General features: G+C 70.8%; 19 protein-coding genes. 10 read left to right on the top strand and 9 right to left on the bottom strand.

Features of this window, described 5'->3' with window-relative positions; genetic code table 11:
- Window positions 1–499 precede the first annotated feature (499 nt).
- Window positions 500–1,990: a UDP-N-acetylmuramoyl-L-alanyl-D-glutamate--2,6-diaminopimelate ligase gene (locus tag ACFT9I_RS24085; RefSeq protein ID WP_382567325.1), complete on the top strand. Its 1,491-nt coding sequence runs from the start codon at window positions 500–502 to the stop codon at window positions 1,988–1,990.
- Between the two features lie 51 nt (window positions 1,991–2,041).
- Here ACFT9I_RS24085 and ACFT9I_RS24090 read toward each other — a convergent pair whose 3' ends face one another.
- Window positions 2,042–2,422 (bottom strand): nuclear transport factor 2 family protein, encoded by a 381-nt coding sequence (locus tag ACFT9I_RS24090; RefSeq protein WP_382567327.1) that lies wholly within the window; start codon window positions 2,420–2,422, stop codon window positions 2,042–2,044.
- 217 nt (window positions 2,423–2,639) lie between these two features.
- Here ACFT9I_RS24090 and ACFT9I_RS24095 point away from each other — a divergent pair, with 217 nt between their 5' ends.
- Both ACFT9I_RS24095 and ACFT9I_RS24100 read left to right on the top strand, forming a co-directional pair.
- Window positions 2,640–3,491 (top strand): NmrA family NAD(P)-binding protein, encoded by an 852-nt coding sequence (locus ACFT9I_RS24095; protein WP_382567329.1) that lies wholly within the window; start codon window positions 2,640–2,642, stop codon window positions 3,489–3,491.
- A 58-nt stretch (window positions 3,492–3,549) separates the two neighbouring features.
- Complete coding sequence (locus ACFT9I_RS24100) at window positions 3,550–4,011, top strand: DUF5954 family protein (protein WP_382567331.1); 462 nt, start codon at window positions 3,550–3,552, stop codon at window positions 4,009–4,011.
- A gap of 99 nt (window positions 4,012–4,110) precedes the next feature.
- Here ACFT9I_RS24100 and ACFT9I_RS24105 read toward each other — a convergent pair whose 3' ends face one another.
- The 4 genes from ACFT9I_RS24105 to ACFT9I_RS24120 all read right to left on the bottom strand — a co-directional run bounded on the left by ACFT9I_RS24105 (window position 4,111) and on the right by ACFT9I_RS24120 (window position 8,769).
- Window positions 4,111–5,865 (bottom strand): transglycosylase domain-containing protein, encoded by a 1,755-nt coding sequence (locus ACFT9I_RS24105; protein ID WP_382567333.1) that lies wholly within the window; start codon window positions 5,863–5,865, stop codon window positions 4,111–4,113.
- An 80-nt stretch (window positions 5,866–5,945) separates the two neighbouring features.
- Window positions 5,946–7,250, bottom strand: coding sequence for an ATP-binding protein (locus ACFT9I_RS24110; RefSeq protein WP_382567334.1), 1,305 nt, complete (start codon window positions 7,248–7,250; stop codon window positions 5,946–5,948).
- A gap of 2 nt (window positions 7,251–7,252) precedes the next feature.
- The gene (gene cseB, locus ACFT9I_RS24115; protein ID WP_382567336.1) at window positions 7,253–7,987 is read right to left on the bottom strand and encodes a two-component system response regulator CseB; all 735 of its coding nucleotides are present in this window, start codon (window positions 7,985–7,987) and stop codon (window positions 7,253–7,255) included.
- Window positions 7,987–8,769 (bottom strand): hypothetical protein, encoded by a 783-nt coding sequence (locus ACFT9I_RS24120; RefSeq protein WP_382567338.1) that lies wholly within the window; start codon window positions 8,767–8,769, stop codon window positions 7,987–7,989. The genes cseB and ACFT9I_RS24120 overlap by 1 nt, the downstream gene beginning before the upstream one ends.
- Window positions 8,770–8,870: 101 nt before the next feature.
- On the opposite strand from ACFT9I_RS24120, the gene ACFT9I_RS24125 reads away from it, so the two are divergent.
- Both ACFT9I_RS24125 and ACFT9I_RS24130 read left to right on the top strand, forming a co-directional pair.
- Complete coding sequence (locus ACFT9I_RS24125; protein ID WP_354607137.1) at window positions 8,871–9,191, top strand: hypothetical protein; 321 nt, start codon at window positions 8,871–8,873, stop codon at window positions 9,189–9,191.
- Window positions 9,192–9,656: 465 nt separating this feature from the next.
- Window positions 9,657–10,067, top strand: a complete 411-nt coding sequence (locus ACFT9I_RS24130; RefSeq protein WP_382567340.1) for a DUF3592 domain-containing protein — start codon at window positions 9,657–9,659, stop codon at window positions 10,065–10,067.
- 26 nt (window positions 10,068–10,093) lie between these two features.
- Here the strand turns inward: ACFT9I_RS24130 and ACFT9I_RS24135 are convergent, their stop codons facing one another.
- Window positions 10,094–10,987: an NAD(P)H-binding protein gene (locus tag ACFT9I_RS24135; protein ID WP_382567342.1), complete on the bottom strand. Its 894-nt coding sequence runs from the start codon at window positions 10,985–10,987 to the stop codon at window positions 10,094–10,096.
- A 93-nt stretch (window positions 10,988–11,080) separates the two neighbouring features.
- Here ACFT9I_RS24135 and ACFT9I_RS24140 point away from each other — a divergent pair, with 93 nt between their 5' ends.
- The gene (locus tag ACFT9I_RS24140; protein WP_382567344.1) at window positions 11,081–12,043 is read left to right on the top strand and encodes an AraC family transcriptional regulator; all 963 of its coding nucleotides are present in this window, start codon (window positions 11,081–11,083) and stop codon (window positions 12,041–12,043) included.
- 54 nt (window positions 12,044–12,097) lie between these two features.
- The gene (locus tag ACFT9I_RS24145) at window positions 12,098–12,922 is read left to right on the top strand and encodes an NAD(P)H-dependent oxidoreductase (RefSeq protein WP_382567457.1); all 825 of its coding nucleotides are present in this window, start codon (window positions 12,098–12,100) and stop codon (window positions 12,920–12,922) included.
- Window positions 12,923–13,014: 92 nt separating this feature from the next.
- Here ACFT9I_RS24145 and ACFT9I_RS24150 read toward each other — a convergent pair whose 3' ends face one another.
- From ACFT9I_RS24150 to ACFT9I_RS24160, 3 genes are all read right to left on the bottom strand, one after another.
- Window positions 13,015–13,737 carry a chitinase gene (locus ACFT9I_RS24150; RefSeq protein ID WP_382567346.1) on the bottom strand — a complete coding sequence of 241 codons (723 nt, stop codon included), beginning with the start codon at window positions 13,735–13,737 and terminating at the stop codon, window positions 13,015–13,017.
- A 218-nt stretch (window positions 13,738–13,955) separates the two neighbouring features.
- Window positions 13,956–14,471 carry a lytic polysaccharide monooxygenase auxiliary activity family 9 protein gene (locus tag ACFT9I_RS24155; RefSeq protein ID WP_354607132.1) on the bottom strand — a complete coding sequence of 172 codons (516 nt, stop codon included), beginning with the start codon at window positions 14,469–14,471 and terminating at the stop codon, window positions 13,956–13,958.
- A gap of 354 nt (window positions 14,472–14,825) precedes the next feature.
- On the bottom strand, window positions 14,826–15,971 hold the full coding sequence (locus tag ACFT9I_RS24160) for a hypothetical protein (RefSeq protein ID WP_382567348.1): 1,146 nt from the start codon (window positions 15,969–15,971) through the stop codon (window positions 14,826–14,828).
- Between the two features lie 324 nt (window positions 15,972–16,295).
- Between ACFT9I_RS24160 and ACFT9I_RS24165 the strand changes: the two genes are divergently transcribed.
- From ACFT9I_RS24165 to ACFT9I_RS24175, 3 genes are read left to right on the top strand one after another with little or no spacing between them, the layout of a single operon-like run.
- Entirely contained in the window at window positions 16,296–17,435 is a 1,140-nt protein-coding gene (locus tag ACFT9I_RS24165) for a LacI family DNA-binding transcriptional regulator (protein WP_382567350.1), read from the top strand.
- Between the two features lie 2 nt (window positions 17,436–17,437).
- On the top strand, window positions 17,438–18,736 hold the full coding sequence (locus ACFT9I_RS24170) for an extracellular solute-binding protein (RefSeq protein WP_382567352.1): 1,299 nt from the start codon (window positions 17,438–17,440) through the stop codon (window positions 18,734–18,736).
- Between the two features lie 14 nt (window positions 18,737–18,750).
- Window positions 18,751–19,710, top strand: a complete 960-nt coding sequence (locus tag ACFT9I_RS24175) for a carbohydrate ABC transporter permease (RefSeq protein WP_382567354.1) — start codon at window positions 18,751–18,753, stop codon at window positions 19,708–19,710.
- Window positions 19,711–19,796 lie beyond the last annotated feature (86 nt).

Consider the following 19,796-nt stretch of genomic DNA (forward strand, 5'->3'; position numbering starts at 1 on the left):
GGTGGCCGGTCATCACGACCGGCCACCGGCCGTCGGCGTTCCCACCCCGGCGCGTCTCCCCGCGGGTCGCGCCGCCAGGTCCCGGCCTCGATCGCCGACCGGGCCGGCCGGGTCCGGATGCGACGGGACGACGGGGGCCGGGACAGCCCTGTGGGACGTACACTGCACTCATGGGTAATACACATGCTGCGACGGAGGGCCTCCGACTGGCCTCGTGCGCGCTGTGCCACGCCCTGCACGGCCACGGCTAGCAAGTTCGCCGCCGACTCTCGGCCTCCGGCGCCCGGTGGAATTCCTCCCCGAGGCGTCCTCTTCTCGTCCGCACTCGCGTGCAGAGCCGCCCGCTCCCCCCAGCCCCATCGCGCCCTCCAGCGACACCCGCACCCCGCATTCCGCACCCGCACCCGCGCCCCACCCCCGCGACGCTTCGGCGTGCCGTCGGCGCCTCCACGGTGACCGCCGCACGGCGGCCGAGCCGTACCTTCGAGAGGATCCCCCTGTGAAGCTGAGCGAATTGCTCGTCGGGCACGACCACGAGATTCTGCAGGGCGATCCCGATACGGCCATCACCGCCGGAACCTGTTTCGACGCCCACCGCGTGTCACCCGGATCGCTGTTCATCGCGGTCCCCGGCCACCGCGAGGGCGGCCCGGAATCCGTCGGACCCGCGCTCGCGCGCGGCGCCGTCGCCGTGCTCGTCGACGCGGCGACCGCCGATCTGCCGGTGGCCGCCTGGGCGTCCGACCCGGCCGTCTGCGTCGTACGCGTCCCGGACACCCGCACCGCCGCCGCGGTCGTCGCCTCCCGCTACCACGGGGACCCGGGCCTCGCGATGGACATGGTCGCCATCACCGGCACCAACGGCAAGACGTCCGTGTCGTACATGGTCGAGTCCGTGCTGCGGATCGCCGAGCAGGCCGTGGTCGGTGTCATCGGCACGGCGGGCAGCCGCATCGGTGACGAACTGATCCCCATGCCCCGGTCGGTGCTCACCACCCCGGAGTCGCCCGACTTCCAGTACCTGCTCGGTGTCATGCGCGACCGCGACGTGAGCACCGTCGTCCTGGAGGCCACGTCCATGGGGCTGTTGACGCACCGCGTCGACCACTCGTACATCGACGTCGGCATCTTCACCAACCTCACGCAGGACCATCTGGACGACCACGGCACCATGGCGAACTACCGGGACGCCAAACTCCGGCTGTTCCAAGGGCTCTGCCGACGGGCCGTGGTGAACGTCGACGACCCGGTGGGTGCCGGGATCGGCGCGCTCATGCCCGGCGCGGTGACCACGTACGCGCTGGACACCGACGCCGACTACCGGGCGACCGACCTCACGATGGACGCCTTCGGTACGCGTTTCACGCTGCACCACGCCGGCCGCAAATACCCGGCGGCCATCCCCGTACCCGGCCGGTTCTCCGTCGCCAACGCGCTCGCCACCGTCGCCGCCTGCCACCTCCTCGGCCACGATCTGCGCGGGCTGGTCACCGCGCTCGACCGGATGCCTCCGATCCCCGGACGCTTCGAGCGCTTCGAGACCCCGCGCGGCACGTCGGTCATCGTGGACTACGCGCACTCCCCGGACTCGCTCGACAAGGTGCTGAGCACCATCCGCGACTTCGCCACGGGGCAGGTCATCACCGTGTTCGGCTGCGGCGGGGACCGTGACATCACCAAGCGCGCGGAGATGGGCGAGATCGCGGGCACCCACTCCGACCTCTGCGTCCTCACCTCGGACAACCCCCGTCACGAGGACCCCGAGACGATCCTCGACCAGATCACGCCCGGTCTGGCCGCCACCGGCACCCGCTTCGAGCGGTACGCCGACCGCCGCGCGGCCATCGAGTTCGCCCTGTCGGCGGCGGGCAAGAACGACATCGTCCTGATCGCGGGGAAGGGCAGCGAGCCGTACCAGACCGTCGGGGACGCGCTGATCCCGTTCAGCGACATGGCGACCGTACGCGAACTGGCCGCCGTACAGGACTGATCGCCGTACAGGACTGATCGCACGCCCACAGGAATGGGCCGGGGCCGGGACTCAGGGCAGCGGTTCGGCCATGGCACTCACGTGGATGCCGACGAGCCGCCACCCGCCCCCGTCCTGGTCCCTGGCCAGGAACTGGGTCGCACGGAAGCGCCCGTCGGCGTCCCGGCCGTCGATGATGCTCTGCTGGCGCTGCAGACCGATGGCCACCGCCGCCTCGCCGTGCCGGCGCACCTCCACCTCCGTCCAGTCGAAGGCGTCATGGATGAGGTGGCCCGAGGCGTAGCGCTCCAGCCACTGCGCCTTGTCGAGGATGAATCCGCGCGGACCGACCCCGCGGAAGTCGTCGGTGAGCAACCGGTCCAACGCGTCGACGTCACCGCCGAGTTCGGCCTTCTCCCACCGTCGGGCGAACTCGGCCAGATCCCTGTCCATGCTCTTTCTCCCCGTCTTCCACGCGTGTTCCGTCGTCGTTCAGACTCCACCGGGTACGGCTCATGGCGCATCCACTCGCCGGATGGGCCGCGACTACTGCGCGGGGAGTACCGGGGAGTCATCGGGCGGAGACTTCACCGGGGGACGTAGACGCACGCTTATGCGAGTGAGCTTCGTGGCCATGTTCGGCCGGCCCGGCCCGTAATTGACTTGAGCCATGACACAGAACACGCACAACACCGAGAACACGCAGGCGGCGGCGCCGAGGCTGACCCTGGTCACCGGCGGTACGGGCAAGACCGGGCGGCGCGTCGCGGAGCGGCTCACCGAGCGCGGACTGCCGGTGCGTATCGGCTCGCGCGGCAGCGAGATCCCCTTCGTGTGGGAGAAGCCCGACACCTGGGACGCCGCACTGGAAGGTGTCGGAGCCGTCTACCTCTGCTACTACCCGGACCTCGCCTTCCCCGGCGCGGCCGAGGCCGTCGGGGCTTTCGCGCGGCGCGCCGTCGCCAAGGGCGCGCGCCGGCTGGTGCTGCTCTCCGGGCGGGGCGAGGAAGGCGCCCTGATCTCCGAGGGCAAGGTGAAGGACAGCGGCGCGGATGTCACCGTCGTCCGGGCCAGCTGGTTCAGCCAGAACTTCAGCGAGGGTTTCTTCCTGGAGCCCGTGCTCGCGGGGGAGCTGGCACTGCCGACCGGTGACGCGGTCGAGCCCTTCGTCGATGTGGACGACGTCGCGGACGTCGCCGTCGCGGCCTTCACCGACGACCGCCACATCGGCAGGACGTACGAGCTCTCCGGACCCCGGCTGCTCGGCTTCGGTGAGATCGCCGCCGTACTGTCCAAGGCCACCGGCCGGGAGATCACCTACGCACCGGTCGCGCTGGAGGACTACCGTGACTTCCTCGTCTCGGTGGGCGCTCCGGAGGACTTCGCCGACCTCTTCGAGCTGATCAACGACGGGCGCAACGCGCACCTCGTGGACGGCGTCGAGGAGGCCCTGGGCCGTAAGCCCAAGGACTTCACCGAGTTCGCCGCGGATGTCGCGCGCACCGGTGTATGGCAGCCCTGACCCCGGCATATAGCTGATTCCCCGCGCCCGGCGACGCGCGGTGCGGCACGCTGGGGGTATGGACGCGAGCGCAGATGACGGATTCGACGACGCGGCGGCCCGGCGGCTGCTGGAGGTCGGGAAGCGTGAGGAGGAACTCCGCAAGGAGTTCCGGGTGGACGGTCCCGACTGGGAGCGGATGTCCGTGTCCCACTACACGGCCTACGCCGCGATGATCCACGAGGAGGGCGGCTGGCGGCAGTTGTTCCCGGCCGTGCCCTTCGAGGAGGAGGCCCGGCTCGATCTCGGCGCGGTCCTGCGCGCACGGGCCGCGCACGCGGGGGAGTTCGCCGGCCGGTTCGGCCGGGCCGCCGACGCGGTGGAGCGGGGTGAGGACCAGGTGATCATCGCGGAGGACGTGTTCCGGATGGTACGGGTCGAGCAGACGGTCATCATGACGAGTCACGGCCCGCAGCCGCCGCAGGCCGGCGACCGGGAGTTTCCCGACGAACTGGACGAGCGGCCCGGGGCCGGCGACTGACGTCCGGTCCCGGTGACCGATGTACGAGGGACGGCGTGCGCCGTCCCGCCCCTCGAACGGGGGTGGGGCGGGCCGGCGTACGACTGTCCTGACGCACCGTCAAGAACCGTCCAGGGGCGTGGGTTCGTCCGTCGTCGAGGTGAGATAGGCGCCCCAGATCCGGGCGGCGGGGCTGTCCTGGATGTCCTTGAGCGTCACCTGCTTCCCCGTCTTGGCGCTCTCGCCGAACAGTCCGATCGAGGTCATCAGGTCCGGGGCGGAACCGATGAACCACTCCGCCTTCCTGTCGTCGGTATGACCCGAGGCGTCCGTGTCGCCACTCGCGTCGGCCGCGTCCAGCAGTGGCGGAACGCCCTTGTCGGGCCACGACGTTCCTCCCGCACGTGCCTTCCCCGAGAGTGACGCGTGCGCGTACTTCGCGGACATGCTGCCGATCACCCGGTCGCCGATCGCGTCCGGCAGATCGACACTCCGGTCGCCGCGCCGCGCGGACTTCACGATCGAGGGGGTGACCTTCCTGCCGTCGTTGGCCAGCGTGGCGTGGACCCCCGCCATCTCCAGCGGACTCGCGCCCATCAGCCCGAGGGACATCGCCTGCGGAGCGCCGAAGCCGGCCGGGTCCGCCGTCATCCCCAGCTTCTTCGCAGTTTTTCTGATGATGTCCGGACCCAGTGTCCTGTCGCGGCTCTCCTTCGCCTCGATCTGTGCGGCGATGACCACGGGCGCGAAGGTCGGCCCCGCCTGGTAGTCGGCGCGTGTCGCGTTGTTCAGGTAGTGCTCGAAATAGTCGTCGCCGCCGTACAGCGCCACGATGCGCCCGGTCTTCGGATCCACGGACACCGCGCCCGCCTGCCGGTCCGGATCCCGCTCCGGGGCCTTCGCCTTCGGCTTCGAACCACGGCCCGACGTGGAGAGCCCGGCCGCGACCGCCTCGCGCAGTGCCCGCTGCTTCTCCGGCTCGATGTTCAGGGTGATCCGCCAGCCGCCGGCCGCCAGTTCCTGCTCGCCGACTCCCGAGTCGATCAGCTCACGCCGCGCCACGTCCACCAGATAGCCGGCCTGCCCGGCCAGCTCCGCCGACGCCTTGGGCGCCACGGGCACCGGGAAACGCATCCGCCGCCGGTCGTCCTTGTCGAGCCATCCCTCGCCGACCATGTTGTCCAGCACATAGCCCCAACGCGCCTTCGCCTGCTTCTTGTCGGCGGGCGACGCGACGGCCCAGTCGTACTGACTGGGGGCCTGGAGCAGCGCCGCGAGATACGCGCCCTCCTCGACATCGAGGTCCTCGACCTCCTTGTCGTAGTACGTGCGGGCGGCCGCCTGGACGCCGTACGCGAGCCGTCCGTAGTAACTGCTGTTGAGATAGCCGGCGAGGATGTCGTCCTTCGAGTTGTGCCGGTCCACCTTGAGGGAGATGAACAGCTCCTTCACCTTGCGGCTGACCGTCTGCTCCTGGCTGAGGTAGTAGTTCTTCACGTACTGCTGCGTGATGGTCGAACCGCCCTGCTTGCCGCCGCCGGTCACCGTGCTGAAGACGCCGCGCGCCGTGCCGGAGAGGGAGACACCGGAGTCGCTGTAGAAGTCCTTGTTCTCGGCCGCGACGAATGCCCGCCGTACGTCCTCGGGCACTCTGTCGAGCGGTACGGACTCACGGTTGACCTCGCCGGTACGGGCGAGCCTGGAGCCGTCGCTGAACAGATAGACGTTGCTCTGCGCCTTCACCTGCTTGTTGGGTCTCGGGATGTCGATGACCAGGTACAGCACGGTGAACGCCCCGATGATCAGGAAGCACAGGGAGAGTAAGGCGGCCAGAGCCTTGCGCCAGGTGAGGAGGCGACGGATACGCATACGCATGACGTCATCCTCGGCACCGAAGATCTTCGTCAAGGGGAAGCAACGTGTCGGCCGGCGCGCGGAGTTGTATCAGCCGTGTATCAGCGGTCCGCCAGGTCGGCCAGGTCCCCCACGTCCGCCTCGGTGGGCGGGAGGACCTGGGGCAGCCGGAGTGTGGCGAGGGCGCCGCCGTCGGGTGCGTTGCCGAACTCCAGCGTGGCGCCGATGACTTGAGCGTGGCCCAGCGCGATCGTGAGGCCGAGCCCATGACCCGTACCGCGCTCGCGCGCGCCGGTCCGGAAGCGCTGGGGGCCGTCGTCGAGCAGCGTCGTGGGATAGCCGGGTCCGTGGTCGCGTACGGCCACCGTCCTGCCGTCGTCGGACACGGTGATCACGACGGGGGCCCGGCCGTGCCGGTGCGCGTTGACCACCAGGTTGGTGAGGATGCGCTCAAGCCGTCGCGAGTCCGTCCGCACCGTCGCGGTGTCGATGCCGGTGTCGGACCGCGCGTCGGACTCGGCGTCCTCTCCCGTCACGACGATCTTCGCGTCCAGTCCTGTGCGCGCCACGACGTCGCACACCAGCGGTCCGACGGGACACGGCGACAGATCCGCGTGCTCGGCCCCCGCGTCCAGCCGGGATATCTCCAGCAGCTCCTCGACCAGCGTGCTCAGCACCCGCACCCGGTCGCGCACATACCCGGCCGCCTCACCCTCCGGCAGCAGTTCGGCCGCCGTCACCAGACCCATCAGCGGTGTACGCAGCTCGTGCGCCACGTCGGCGGTGAAGCGCTGTTCGCCCAGGAGCCGCTTCTGGAGCGCTCCTGCCATCGTGTCCACGGCCGTGGAGATGTCGGCGATCTCGTCCCTCGGCCGCGGTCCCGCCGCGATCCGCGCGTCCAGATCCCCGGCGGCGATACGGCGCGCGGTACCGGCGGCCGTACGCAGCCTGCGGCTCATCCGCCCGGCGGTCAGCACGCCCAGCGGCAGCACCACAGCGGTGGTGATCAGACCGGCCACGACGATGCTCGCGTCGAGCGCGCCGATGTCGCGCATCGTGGTGGTCAGATCGACACGTACGGAGAGCACCCGGCTCCCGGCGGGTCGGGCCGCCCACATCGCGGGCCCGGCGGACCCGGTGGTGAACTCCGTCCCCCGGCGCCCCTCCGCGACCAACTCCCGCAGACCACCGGGCAGTCCGGGCGCGTCGAGGGCCGCGCCCGAGCCCTGGACGTCGCCGGTGCGGGCGTAGGTCACCGCAGCCCGGTCGAGGGTGACGCGGGCGGACTCACGCGCCTGCGACAGCTCACGGTTGCGGGAGAACTCGTGCACCAGTACGCCGACGGCCGCCGCGACCGCGCAGGCGGCTGCCGCCACCAGAGCCGCGATCCGCCATCTGAGGGCCATCGTCAGCGCCGCAGCTTGTAGCCGAAGCCGCGGACCGTCTCGATCCGGTCGGCGCCTATCTTGGCCCGCAGGCGCTGCACATGGAGATCGACGACCCGGGTGTCGCCGTGCCACGCGTGGTCCCACACCCGGCTGAGCAGCGTACGGCGCTCCAGTACGACTCCGGGTGAACCCGCGAACTCCAGGAGCATCCGCAGCTCGGTGGGCGTCAGCGCGACCACCTGTCCGGCGCGCCGTACCTCCATGCCCCGGGTGTCGACCGTCAGATCGCCGAAGGCCAGCACGGCGGAGTCCGCCCGCGCGTCGGAGGCCGCGCCCGCGCCGGCCGGCGAGAACGAGACCCGGCGCAGCAGGGAGCGGATACGGGCGACGAGCACCGCGCTCTCGCAGGGTTTGACCACGTAGTCGTCGGCGCCCGCCTCCAGCCCCGACACGACGTCGAGGGCGTCACCGCGCGCGGACATCATCAGGATCGGCGCCAGGCTCAGCTCGCGGACCCGGCGGCAGAGTCCGATGCCGTCGAGGTCGGGCAGCATGACGTCGAGCAGCAGCAGGTCGGGGTCGGTCTCCCGGAACATCTCCAGACCCGTGAGCCCGTCGCCCGCCGTGGACACGGTGAACCCGTACCGCTCCAGGAGCATCCGGACGGTGTTGCGGATCACCTCGTCGTCCTCGACCAGGAGCAGATGTGCCTCCGCCGCCGCCGTGGCGGGCCGGGACGGACGTGCCGATCTCATCACGGTGTGGGCTCCCTGATGTCCGTGCCGGTGCGCGGTCGCGGAACGGGCGGGGTCTCCCGAGGCGGGGCCTCCTGAGGCACCGCCTTCTCGGGAGCCAGCGGGTCGGCCGCCCGTGGGCCGTCGTCCGACCCCTTCCACGGATTCTCGACGGTCATCACCTCGCCGTTCCACCGGTAGCGGGTGGTGACCCGGCCGGTCTGGCCCGCCGACGTGAGGATCAGGTCCGTGCCGAAGGTCTCGCCGGTGAGCCCGACGGGTCCGAAGTTGATCAGCACCGGGCGCACGCTCCCGCCCGAGGCCCGGTAGACCTGGATGAGCGTCAGCCCGGAGGCCGGTTCGTCCAGCGCCACCACCAGCTCGTCCCGCCCGTCGGAGGTCAGGTCCTTGTAGACGGGGTCGCGCAGACCGCACTCGGCTCCGGGGCAGCTCCGCAGCGCGGCACGCACGAAGTCCGGCACGTTGGGGTCCTTCGTCAGCAACTGCCGCACCGACAGCTTCTTCAGTCCGCCCGCCGGTACGGTGACGTCCTTGACCGGCAGATACCGTTCGAAGCTCTGCTTCTCGGCTTCCCCCCTGTCCGGCGGCTCCGGCGGCGCGTAGTCGGGCCACAGCGGCGCGGAGCTGACCGGCGGCGACAGACTGGGCGCCGGGCCGCCGTCCCGTGCCCCGGTCTCGGCCGCGCAGCCCGCGGCACCCGCGAGGGCCGTCACGACGGCCAGAGCTGCGAGGACGACGGGCCGGCCGCGCCGCGGCGGGCCGGTGTGGGGGAAGCGGCGCATAGACGGGTCAGCGTACCGGGGCCGGCTTCCTGAACATGCCGGGGGAGACGCCCGTATCCCTCTGTGCACCTCCGCCCCCGCGACGTCGAGGAGACCGGCCCATGAACGAGTACATCAATCTGCAAGCCCTCCCGGACGGTGAGGCCGAGCTGCGTCTCGTCGTCCGTCTCCAGTGGGAGGACGTCGCCGCGCTCGGCCAGGAGGCCGGCCGGCTGGCGCACCAGATGCAGCGACCCGTGAGCCTCGACGAGGCGGTCAGCCACCGGCTGCGCAGCCGCTCGGCCACCCACGCGAAGCCCCCGCAGGAGCCCGGCCGGCCCGTCGGGGCGCCACCGGCCCCGGTGTCGTCGCTCGCGGGCCGCACGCCGGGCGAACACGCCAGGCAGGCGATAGAGAAGATCAACGGACCCGAGTCGGCTTGAGTCTCCACCCGCCGGACGCCGCGGACCCGGTCGCGTGAGCGACGACGGTTCCGAACGCATCATGGAGATGCGGGCCACCGCGGAGACGTAGGGCGCCGACGCCACTAAGGGCAGCCGCTGGATGCGGCTGCCCTTCGCGGCGTGAGCGTGTGACATCTCCGCGCCTGAGCGGGGGGTTGCATCAGGCGGCCGGTGCCACCGCTTCAACAGCGGGGGTGCACAGGGCTCGGTGCTCTCCCTGGGACACTCTCTGTGCCACAGGTGAGAAGTTACGCACGATCGGACGGGGGCACATTGGGCGTACGACCCCGGTCTGGGGTGTTGCTGGGTACACCCCTGCTGCCGGCCGGGACCCAACTGCCGTCCCGTGTCGGGCAGGAGGCAACCGGCGGCCTCCGTGACCCGTCCTGACCTGTACCGAAGTCGACCGGCGACCGTGAGCGGCGCCGCGAGGGAGCGTGTTCTGTGCCTGGCTGGTTGTTCCCCCTCGGGTTCGCCGTCGTGGGTGCCGTTGTCTTCGGCATCGGATTCGTCGGTCTCTGGCGGTCCCTCGTGCTGTGGCGTGTAGGAGTCCGGGCGTCGGGCCAGGTGGTCCGGCTGGAGACGACGCACAACGGGCAAGGAGGCCGGATCCACCGCCCGGTGGTCGGCTGGGTCACCGATGACGGCCGGCACATGGAGGTCGAGTCGACGTACGGGCGGTCATGGGTGGGCAGGTTCCGGCCCGGAACCCCGGTCCGGCTCCGCTACGACCCGCGGCGGCCCGAGCGGATGCGGATCGACGGCTACGGGCACGGCGTGCAGGTGGTGTTCATGCTGGTCGGCGCCGCGTTCATGGCGGGCGGGATCTCCGTGGCGGTCCAACTGGCGGTCTGACGGCGCCGACCAACGCCGACGGGCCTTCAGCCACCCTCCGGCGTACGCCACGCGCCTTCCGCCGCCGCCGACTTCACGAAGTCCCGGAAGTCGCGGGGCTCCCGGCCGAGCACACGCCGTACGCCGTCGGAGACATGGCTGTCCAGCCCCCGCCGCAGCGGGGACAGCGACTCCGCGAAGTCCGCGGCCTCGGCGGCGGACAGGCCCTGGTCCCTCAGCTCGGCGACGAACTCCTCGGGGGACAGCGGCACATAGCGGATCTCGCGCCCGGCCGCCGCGGAGATCTCGGCCAGCGCCTCGGCCATCGTCAGCGCCCGGGGACCCGACAGTTCGTACGTCCGCCCGTCGTGGCCGTCCTCGGTGAGCGCGGCCACGGCGACGGCCGCGATGTCCTCGGCGTCGACGAAGGAGGCCGCGCCGTCGCCCGCCGGCAGCCGGAGTTCGCCGCTGCGGACCGCGTTCAGGAAGAAGCCCTCGCTGAAGTTCTGCGCGAACCAGGCCGGCCGAACGATCGTCCACCCGGTGCCGCCTCCGGTGCCAGCCCCGGTGCCACTTCTGATGCCCAGCGCGCGCACCGCGGCCTCGCCGTCGACATGCGTCGGGCCCGCCATGCTCGCCTCCCCGGCGTACCCCGGCACATCCACTCCGCGCCCCGACAGCAGCACGATCCTCGCCACGCCGCGCGCCACGGCACGTTCGACGAAGGGCCGCGTCAGCAACTCCCCGTCGAACGGCACGACGTACACCGCCGTCACACCCTCCAGGGCCCCGTCCCAGGTCGTCCGGTTGGTCCAGTCGAAGCGCGGCGCACCGCCGCGCGACGCCACCCGCACGGCGACTCCGCGCTCACGCAGCCGGGCCGCCACCCGGCCGCCGGTCGTACCCGTGCCGCCCACCACCAGAATCAGTTCGTCTCTCATGTCGTCTCTCATGGGCCCAGTCAAGCCACTGGGGCCGAGACGATCCATGGCTGTCAGGCTCACTTCGATGTCTGAGCGTCTACGCTGACCGCCATGGATGTGCTGACGAACCTGCTGGACGGAGTACGGGCGCGCGGCGCCCTGTTCAGCGTCACGGCCATGAACGCGCCATGGTCGCTGCGGTTCGCCTCCGGCGCGCCGCTCACGCTCGCCACGGTGCTGCGCGGGCAGGCGTGGCTAGTCCCCGCCGAGGGCGACGCGGTGCGCGTACGGGCCGGGGACATCGCGCTCGTCCGGGGCTCGGCGCCGTACACCGTCGCGGACGACCCCCGGACCCCGCCCCGCGCCGTGATCGACCGGGCCGCCTACTGCGGCACGAGCGATCCCGCCGCCGTTCCCGACGACGCGACCGTGCTGCTCAGCGGCGCCTACGAGAACGAGGGCGGTGTCAGCGAACGGCTGCTCCGCGCGCTCCCGCCCGTCCTGGTCATCCGGGACGCCGACTGCCACTCGCCGATGCTCGCGCTCGTGGCCGCCGAGACCGCCCGCGACAGCCCCGGCCAACAGGCCGTGCTGGACCGGCTGTTGGACCTGCTGCTCATCTCCACGCTGCGCGGCTGGTTCGACCGGCCACAGACGCCGGCGCCGCCCTGGTACCGGGCGGCGGACGACCCGGTGGTCGGCCACGCGCTGCGGCTGCTCCACGATCGGACGGCCGAGGCGTGGACGGTGGCGAAGCTGGCGGCCGAGTCGGGGGTCTCGCGCGCCGCGCTGGCCCGCCGGTTCACCGCGCGGGTCGGTGAGCCGCCGATGACGTACCTCACCGGCTGGCGCATCTCCCTGGCCGCCGACCTGCTGCGCGGTACGGACGACACGGTCGGCGCCATCGCCCGGGAGGTCGGCTACGCCAACACCTTCGCGCTCAGCGTCGCCTTCAAGCGGCTGCGGCATGTCACGCCGAGCGAGCACCGCGCCGGTGCCGCCGCCGGTGCCGCCGCCGGTGCCGCGTCCGGTGCCGCGTCCGGGACCCAGGAGGCGCCGGTGGGACGGCAGTAGCATGGAAGATTGATCAACACTGTCGTCGTACCGAGGAAAGGAAGGTGGTCGACCGTGCGGGTGCTCTGGTTGTACGCCCACCCCGATCCGCGCTCGCTGAACGGCGCGCTGCGCGACGAGGGAATCGCCGTGCTGCGTGAACACGGGCACGAGGTGGTCGAGTCGGACCTGTACGCCATGGAGTGGAACCCGGTGGTGGGCCCCGGCGACTTCCACCACGACCCCGACGAGCGGCTCGACGTCCTCACCGAGTCCCAGTACGCCCTGGAGAACGGCACGCTCAGCGAGGACATCCGCCGGGAGCAGGAGAAGCTCCTGTGGTCGGACACCCTCGTCGTGCAGTTCCCGCTCTGGTGGTTCGGACCGCCGGCGATCCTCAAGGGCTGGTTCGACCGGCTGTTCATCCAGGGCTTCGCCCAGGGCGTGCTCGACCCCGAGACCGGCAGGGCGCAGCGGTACGGCAGCGGCGGACTCGTCGGCAGGCGCGCCCTGGTGCTGACGACGGTCGGCGCCAACGCGGCGACGACCGGACCGCGTGGCATCCACGGCGACATCAACGAGGTGCTGTTCCCGCTGCTGCACGGCACGTTGTGGTATCCCGGCATGACCGTGGTGCCGCCGCTCGTCGTCAACGGAGCGGTCAAGCTGTCCGACGCCGAGTACAAGACGGCCGTGGGGCAGCTGCGGCAGCGGCTGCTGACGATTCCGGAGACCGAGCCGATCCCGTACCGGAGCCAGAACGGCGGAGACTACGACGAGCGGCTGATCCTGCGCCCCGACCGGGCACCGGGCGAGGAAGGCATCCACATCCACTACGCGGGCGGTGGCATGGACGAGCGGTGCGAGCGCACCGGCGGCGACGACGAGGCCGACAGATAGCGCGGACGGCAGCGCTGAGCGGACGGCAGCGCTGAGGGGTGGTACCGCCGTCGTCGGCGGTGCCACCCCTCAGCCGTGCCTCAAGGGCCGGGTCAGCAGCTGAGATTGCCACCCGGTTCCACACCGAGGATTCCGGTGAACTGGGTGTACTTGTCAATACGGCTCTGCACCTGGGCGGGGTTTCCGCCGTTGCACTCGATACTGCCGTTGATGCTGCGGATCGTCTCACCGAATCCGGCGCCGTTCACGATCGCGTTGTGCGGTGTCATGGTGCCGGGACCGCTCTGGGTGTTCCAGTACCAGAGGCCGGTCTTCCACGCGACGGCGGAATCGTTCTGCACGAGATCCGGGTTGTTGAGCAGGTCGATGCCCAACGCGTCCCCCGCCGCCTTGTAGTTGAAGTTCCAGCTGAGCTGAATGGGCCCGCGGCCGTAGTACTTGTCGTTGCCGGCCGGGCAGCCGTAAGGCTGTGAGGCGTCGCAGTAATGCGGGTAGTTGGCGGTGTTCTGCTCGACCACATGGACAAGTCCACCGGTCTCGTGACTGACGTTGGCCAGGAATGCCGCGGCTTCCTGCTTACGTACGGTGTCACTGCCCGTCCCGGTGAATCCCGGGTACGCGCTCAGCGCGGCGTTCAGCCCGCCGTAGGTGTAGAAGGGATTCTTGTTCGGGAACATCTGGTTGAACTGCGACTCGCTGACGATGAAGTCGGCGGCGCCCTTCTCGGCGGCGGACGAGAAAGGAGCGAGCGACGTCAGGGAGAGAGCGGCGGCCGATGCTGTCGCGGCGAGCAGGCCGATAAGGCGCTTACGCAAGGGATTCACTCCTTGGAAGGGCCTCGGAACATGCCGCGGCCCAGGGTGTGGGGGGTGGGTGGAGCAGCACCGGTGAGCCCCTTTCAGCAGATCAGGGGCTCACCGGCGCGGGAATCGGACACGGTCCGGCGCAGGGAGGGGCACCGGTGGAACGCGTTCGAACCGTCAGCGATTCTTCGGCGGGGGGATCGTGGTTACCAGCCCCGCGGGAGAATTCGTCAGCCGATGTTCACGTCGATGCACGTGTAGAACGCGTTCACGGTGTCCGCGATGTTCCAGACCGCGAGAACCTTCTGCTTGCCCGAAATGCCGCCGAAGTTGACGTTGTGGGTGACCGTCGCGCCGGGCTGCGCACCGCCGTCGTTGAATTCCGCGACCTTCTGGCCGCCGACGAAGTACTGCCAGGTGCTGGTGGCGTGCCGCGCGGTGATCTTCCAGTTGAAGTTCTGGCTGGAGCCGATCGGGGTCACCGCCCAGCCCTTGTTGTCGTCGTCCAGCTCGGAGAAGCGGGAGTTCCCGCCGCTGCAACTGGTCAGGCCCTTGGGGCCTTCGACGCTCTGGGGCTCGTACTTGATGTCACCGCAGCTGACGGTTCCGGCGGCGCACTGGGCCTGCCTGCTCGGCGGGTCGGAGATGTATCCGTGGGCGCTCGCGGAGCCCGCGGGAAGGCTTATCGCGACGATCGGCGCAATCACCGCACCGAGGGCGACGGCCATCTTCCTTTTCGAGTGCATGCGTTACTCCTTCACATCAGGTCTTCCCGCGCTGTACCGGTCCGTGGGGGGACACGAGTACGGCTCGGGCGGGCCTCTCAGGTGTGGGGCCAAGAGGCGCGAAGGGCGGTGGCCAGCGGCCTTGTCCGAAGGCAGTCATTGGCGCCTGCATTCGGCAAAGGTCTTTACCACTTGGCCTAGACCATACAGGCCGCCGCGTTCACGTCAAGAGCCCTGTGTGAACGATCAGTTGGACCGGTGGTACGACACGGTCCTGGCCGGTCGGAAGGGTGAAGGAGTGCCGCGACACGACCGTCCCCCGCTCGTGGTCGGTGACAGACCGCGAACGGGGGACGGGGTGCGAGGTGCCGATTCTCAGGCGTCGTTGGCGGCGCCGGCCGTCGGAGCCGACCTCCGCGTCGGCCGCTGAATCGCCTTCTGCACGGCCTTCTGACGGAGCATCAGAGCCAGCCCCGAGAGCACCAGGGCGACCGCCGCACAGCCCACCGCGACAAGACTCGCCCAGCCGAAGTCCGCGCCCAGACTGCTCTGGAGCAGATCGACCGTGCCGAGACCCGACAGCGTGTGAGCCGCGATGATCCCGACGGCCGTGGCCGCGCTCGCCGCCCAGATCCGCGCCGTGTCGGCCACCGCGAGCCACACGCCGAACACCAGGCAGAGCACGGTGACGACGAGCGAGACGGCGTCCGCGTACCCGCCGGACCGCAGACCGGCGAAGTCCGTCGGCAGATGGATCACACCGCAGGCGAACAGCGCCGCGGCGGCGGGCCAGCGCAGCGGGGACCGCAGGGGGGAACGCAGGGCGAACGACGGCGCCCGGTCCTGGGACCCGGCAGCGGGCCGGCGGCCGGCCGCCGGGGCGAGATGCGGGACCTCGGGCGGCGGACCGGCCGGGGCGCTCGTCCACGGCGCGATGTGCTCGGCCTGGGCGCCGCGGGCGGCCTGGGCCGCGTGGTCGGCGAGGCTGTCACGGTCCTCGTGCTGCGTGGGACGGGTGAACGCGTCGCGCGGATCGTCCTCGCCGGGCCGCCCGAACAGTGTCGGCGACGGCTTCTCGCGCCCCCCGTTCCGGTGGGCGGTCGCGAACGGCGGCTCGTTCTCGTGGGTGCCGAGGTACGCCACCAGCTGGGCGACTTCCTCGATCGGTCGGCCGACGGCCGCGGCGCGCAGTGTCGTGTCGGCCTCGTCGATCTCGTGCGGCGGCTCGTTCAGCATGGCGACGAGCTGCATGACCTCGTTTATGGGACGGGCCACGGCGGCGACCCGCAGGGCCTCGTCGCCGGGGTTGGGCACTTCACCGGTCCGCTTGAGCAGCATCACCAGCGCGGCGACCTCCTCCAGCGGCCGGTACGTGGCGGCCGTCCAGAGCAGCGTGCGTATGGGCTCCTCGCCGGACTCGTTGATCGGGTCCCGCGAGCCCGCGCGCCTCTCGGCGTCCGGGTGGGGCGGTTCTTCGTAGTGGTGGTCGTTGTTGGTGGGGGTTGTGGGGTCGAGCGGCATGGCGCGGCTCCCTTGCGTCGAACTTCACGGGTGGGCACACACCGTGTTGGTCACGGTGCGTGATCAGCACGCACGCGTTGCTACAACAAACCCACATCTGTCGGGTCTCCGCCATCCGGAACGCGGATATGTGCGGCATAAGAGGGGTCCCCGGTCGCACAGGCGCCTCGCGCCGCCCCGGACGGTGACCGTTCCCTTCTGTCGGACGTCCGGTGTTGTCCCGACTGTTGTCCCGACCCTTGACATCTCACGAACTAAACCGGTTCAGTACTGCCATTGCGTTCGCGTTAAACCGGTTTGAACAATCGATGTCAGGGAGAATCCATGGACCGGCGTCCGACCATCGCCGACGTCGCCAAGCGGGCCGGGGTGTCGCGCAGTTCGGTCTCCTTCGCCCTGAACGACCGGCCCGGACTCGCCGAGGCGACCAAGCGGCGCATCCTGGCGGCGGCGGAGGAACTGGGGTGGCGGCCCAGCCGGCAGGCCCAGGCGCTGTCCCGCGGTGTGGCCGGGGCGGTGGGGCTCGTACTGGCCAGGGACACCGACGCGATCGGCGCCGACCCCTTCTTCCCCGCCTTCATCGCGGGCATCGAATCCGTACTCGCCCGGCGCGGCGACGCCCTCGTCCTCCATGTCACCGAGCCCGCCGACGAGGACGCCACCTACCGCCGCCTCGCCGCCGACCGCCGGGTCGACGGTGTCCTCCTCACCGACCTGCGTGTCGACGACCCCCGTCCGGCGCTGACCGTCGAACTCGGCCTGCCCGCCGTCGTGGTGGGCGACCCCGGCGGGGCAGGGGGACTGTGCGCCGTCGGACTGGACGACCGGCCCGCCTTCGCCGCCGCCGTACGGGAACTGGCCGCCCTGGGCCACCGGCGTATCGCACACGTCGCCGGACCGCAGGAATTCCGCCACGCCCGGCGCCGCCGTGAGTCGTGGGAGCTGGCCATGCGGGAGTTGGGCCTGCCCCAAGGGCCCGTCCTGCCGGGCGGGTTCACCGCCGAGGGCGGCGCCAGGGCCACCCGTGAACTGCTCGCGCTCGTCCCGGACCGCCGCCCCACCGCCGTGATCTACGCGAACGACCTCTCCGCGACCGCCGGTCTCGCCGTCGCCCAGCGGCTCGGTCTCGGCGTCCCCGGCGATCTGTCCGTCGTCGGCTACGACGACACGCCGCTCGCCGAGTACACCCACCCGCCGCTCGCCTCCGCGCGCGCCGACGCACTCGGCTGGGGAGCCGCCGCGGTCCGCGCACTGGACGAGGTCATCGCCAAGGGGCACGCCGACGACGTCGCGCTGCCCCCGGCGGAGCTGGTACGGCGCGGCTCCATGGGCCCCGCGCCCGACCCGCGTGCGACCACCGCACCGCGTGCCACCACCGCGCCGGGTGCGACCACCGCGCCGGACGCCGCCACCGCGCCGGATGGGACCACCGCCACCACCGCGACCAACGTACGGAGCGACTAGCCATGCCGAGCCTCATACGTACGAAAGCCGCGGCCGTCCTCCTCGCGCTCGCCCTCACCGGTACCGCCGCCGCGTGCTCCCGCTCCGGCCCCGACAGCGCCGCCGCCGCCGAAGCGCGCGGACCCATCACCGTATGGCTGTCCAACAACGCCCAGGAGGTCGCCTGGGGCGAGAAGATGATCGCGAGCTGGAACAAGGCGCACCCCGACCAGCACGTCAGCTCCCAGCAGGTACCCGCGGGCAAGACCTCCGAAGAGGCCCTGAGCGCGTCGATCATCGCGGGCAACAGCGCCTGTCTGGTCTTCAACACCTCGCCCGCCTCCGTACCGCAGTTCCAGAAACAGGCCGGGCTCGTCCCGCTGGACGGCTTCCCCGACGGCGCGGAGTACATCGAGTCCCGCACCGGCGACCGCGCCGAGCAGTACCGCTTCGAGGACGGCTCCTACTACCAGCTGCCCTGGAAGAGCAATCCGGTGATGATCCTCTACAACAAGGACATCTTCCGGAAGGCCGGACTCGACCCCGAGAACCCGAAGCTCGCGACGTACGACGAGTTCCTCGACAGCTCCCGGAAGATCGTCGACAGCGGCGCCGCCGACGCGGCGATCTGGCCCGCGCCGACCTCCGAGTTCTTCCAGTCCTGGTTCGACTTCTACCCGGCTTTCATCGCGGAGAGCGGCGGCACATCGCTCGTCGAGGACGGCAAGCCGCAGTTCGACAGCCCCGCCGGCAAGCGCGTGTTCGACTTCTGGCGGACCATCTACCGGGAGAAGCTCGCCCCGAACGAGACCTTCCCCGGCGACGCGCTCGGCGGCGGCAAGACCGCCATGTCGACCGTCGGACCGTGGGCCGTCGCGACGTACAAGGACAGCATCGACTGGGGCGTCGTCCCCGTACCGACCTCCGACGGACGCCCCGCCTCGCAGATCTCCACCTTCAGCGACGAGAAGTCCGTCGCGATGTTCAGCGCCTGCGAGAACCGCGCCACCGCCTGGGACCTGATGAAGTTCGCGACGTCGCGCGAGCAGGACGGCGCCTTCCTCGCCGAGACCGGCCAGATGCCGATGCGCCCCGACCTCCTGCGTACGTACGCCGACTGGTTCGCCGAGAACCCCGACTACAAGGAGTTCGCCGACCAGGCCGACCGGACCGTCGAGGTCCCCGCCGTCGGCGGCTCCATCGACGTCTGGCAGGCGCTGCGCGACGGCTGGACCCGCTCGGTCGTCTTCGGCCGCGAACCCACCGGCGAGGAGCTGCCCCGGCTCTCGCGGGACATTACATCCCTCCTCGACGAGTACTGAGGACTGAGGCCCGTATGAGCACCACCGGCACCACCGGCACCACCGGTATCCCCGGCACCACCGGCGTCCCCGCCCCGAAAAGCGCCGCCCGTCCCCGACGGCGCCTCCGACTGCCGGGCATCGGCGCCCTCTTCGTCTCGCCGTACGTCCTGTTCGTCACCGCCGTCTTCGCCGTGCCGCTCGGCTACACCATCTGGATCTCCTTCCACCGCTTCTACTTCACGGCGCCCGGCACCGACATCGACACCCCGTGGGTCGGACTGCGCAACTACCAGGACGTGTTCAGCGACCCGGTCGTCCAGCGGTCGTTCCTCAACATCGCGATCTTCCTCGTGATCAACGTCCCGCTGACGGTGGTGCTCGCGCTGGTACTGGCGAGCGCGCTCAACGCCAAGCTGCCCTTCCGGTCGTTCTTCCGGGCCGCCTACTACCTGCCGTACGTCACGGCGAGCGTGGCACTGGTCGCCGTGTGGCAGTACCTCTTCGGCACCGACGGACTCCTCAACACCGCGCTCGGCGACCTCGCCCCCGACCCGTCCTGGCTGGTCAACTCCAGCCTCGCGATGCCGGTGATCGCCGTCTTCGTCACCTGGAAGCAGCTCGGCTTCTTCGTGATGCTCTACCTCGCCGCGCTCCAGAGCGTCCCCAAGGAGCTGTACGAATCGGCGGCCATCGACGGCGCCGGACGCGTGCGCAGCTTCCTGTCCGTGACCGTGCCCGGCGTACGCCACGCCACCACCCTCGTCACGGTCTTCGCCGTCATCACCGGCTCCAACCTCTTCAGCGAGCCCTACCTGCTCACCGGCGGCGGCGGACCCGACCACGCCTCGTCGTCCCCCGTGCTCGTCATGTACCAGAAGGGCATCGAGCAGGCCCACCCCGACTTCGCGGCGGCGCTCGGCGTCGTGCTCGTCGTCTTCGTGGTCGTACTCGCCCTGGTCGCCCGCAAGTTCACCGAGAAGGGAGCCGAGTGATGAGCGCCGACACGGCCACACCGACCACCGCGTCCGTCGGGCCTTCCGCGCCCCCGAACCCCCGACGGGGCCTCGTGCGCCGCGTC

This window comes from Streptomyces sp. NPDC057137, from assembly GCF_042670825.1.
Lineage (GTDB): Bacteria > Actinomycetota > Actinomycetes > Streptomycetales > Streptomycetaceae > Streptomyces.

Excerpts from the sequence above, each read along its gene's own strand:
- cseB (WP_382567336.1), bottom strand. The coding sequence starts at position 7,987 with ATGAGATCGGCACGTCCGTCCCGGCCCGCCACGGCGGCGGCGGAGGCA.
- ACFT9I_RS24125 (WP_354607137.1), top strand. The coding sequence starts at position 8,871 with ATGAACGAGTACATCAATCTGCAAGCCCTCCCGGACGGTGAGGCCGAG.
- ACFT9I_RS24105 (WP_382567333.1), bottom strand. The coding sequence starts at position 5,865 with ATGCGTATGCGTATCCGTCGCCTCCTCACCTGGCGCAAGGCTCTGGCC.
- ACFT9I_RS24110 (WP_382567334.1), bottom strand. The coding sequence starts at position 7,250 with ATGGCCCTCAGATGGCGGATCGCGGCTCTGGTGGCGGCAGCCGCCTGC.
- ACFT9I_RS24100 (WP_382567331.1), top strand. The coding sequence starts at position 3,550 with ATGGACGCGAGCGCAGATGACGGATTCGACGACGCGGCGGCCCGGCGG.
- ACFT9I_RS24170 (WP_382567352.1), top strand. The coding sequence starts at position 17,438 with ATGCCGAGCCTCATACGTACGAAAGCCGCGGCCGTCCTCCTCGCGCTC.
- ACFT9I_RS24120 (WP_382567338.1), bottom strand. The coding sequence starts at position 8,769 with ATGCGCCGCTTCCCCCACACCGGCCCGCCGCGGCGCGGCCGGCCCGTC.
- ACFT9I_RS24140 (WP_382567344.1), top strand. The coding sequence starts at position 11,081 with ATGGATGTGCTGACGAACCTGCTGGACGGAGTACGGGCGCGCGGCGCC.
- ACFT9I_RS24090 (WP_382567327.1), bottom strand. The coding sequence starts at position 2,422 with ATGGACAGGGATCTGGCCGAGTTCGCCCGACGGTGGGAGAAGGCCGAA.
- ACFT9I_RS24165 (WP_382567350.1), top strand. The coding sequence starts at position 16,296 with ATGGACCGGCGTCCGACCATCGCCGACGTCGCCAAGCGGGCCGGGGTG.
- ACFT9I_RS24095 (WP_382567329.1), top strand. The coding sequence starts at position 2,640 with ATGACACAGAACACGCACAACACCGAGAACACGCAGGCGGCGGCGCCG.
- ACFT9I_RS24160 (WP_382567348.1), bottom strand. The coding sequence starts at position 15,971 with ATGCCGCTCGACCCCACAACCCCCACCAACAACGACCACCACTACGAA.
- ACFT9I_RS24155 (WP_354607132.1), bottom strand. The coding sequence starts at position 14,471 with ATGCACTCGAAAAGGAAGATGGCCGTCGCCCTCGGTGCGGTGATTGCG.
- ACFT9I_RS24135 (WP_382567342.1), bottom strand. The coding sequence starts at position 10,987 with ATGAGAGACGAACTGATTCTGGTGGTGGGCGGCACGGGTACGACCGGC.
- ACFT9I_RS24175 (WP_382567354.1), top strand. The coding sequence starts at position 18,751 with ATGAGCACCACCGGCACCACCGGCACCACCGGTATCCCCGGCACCACC.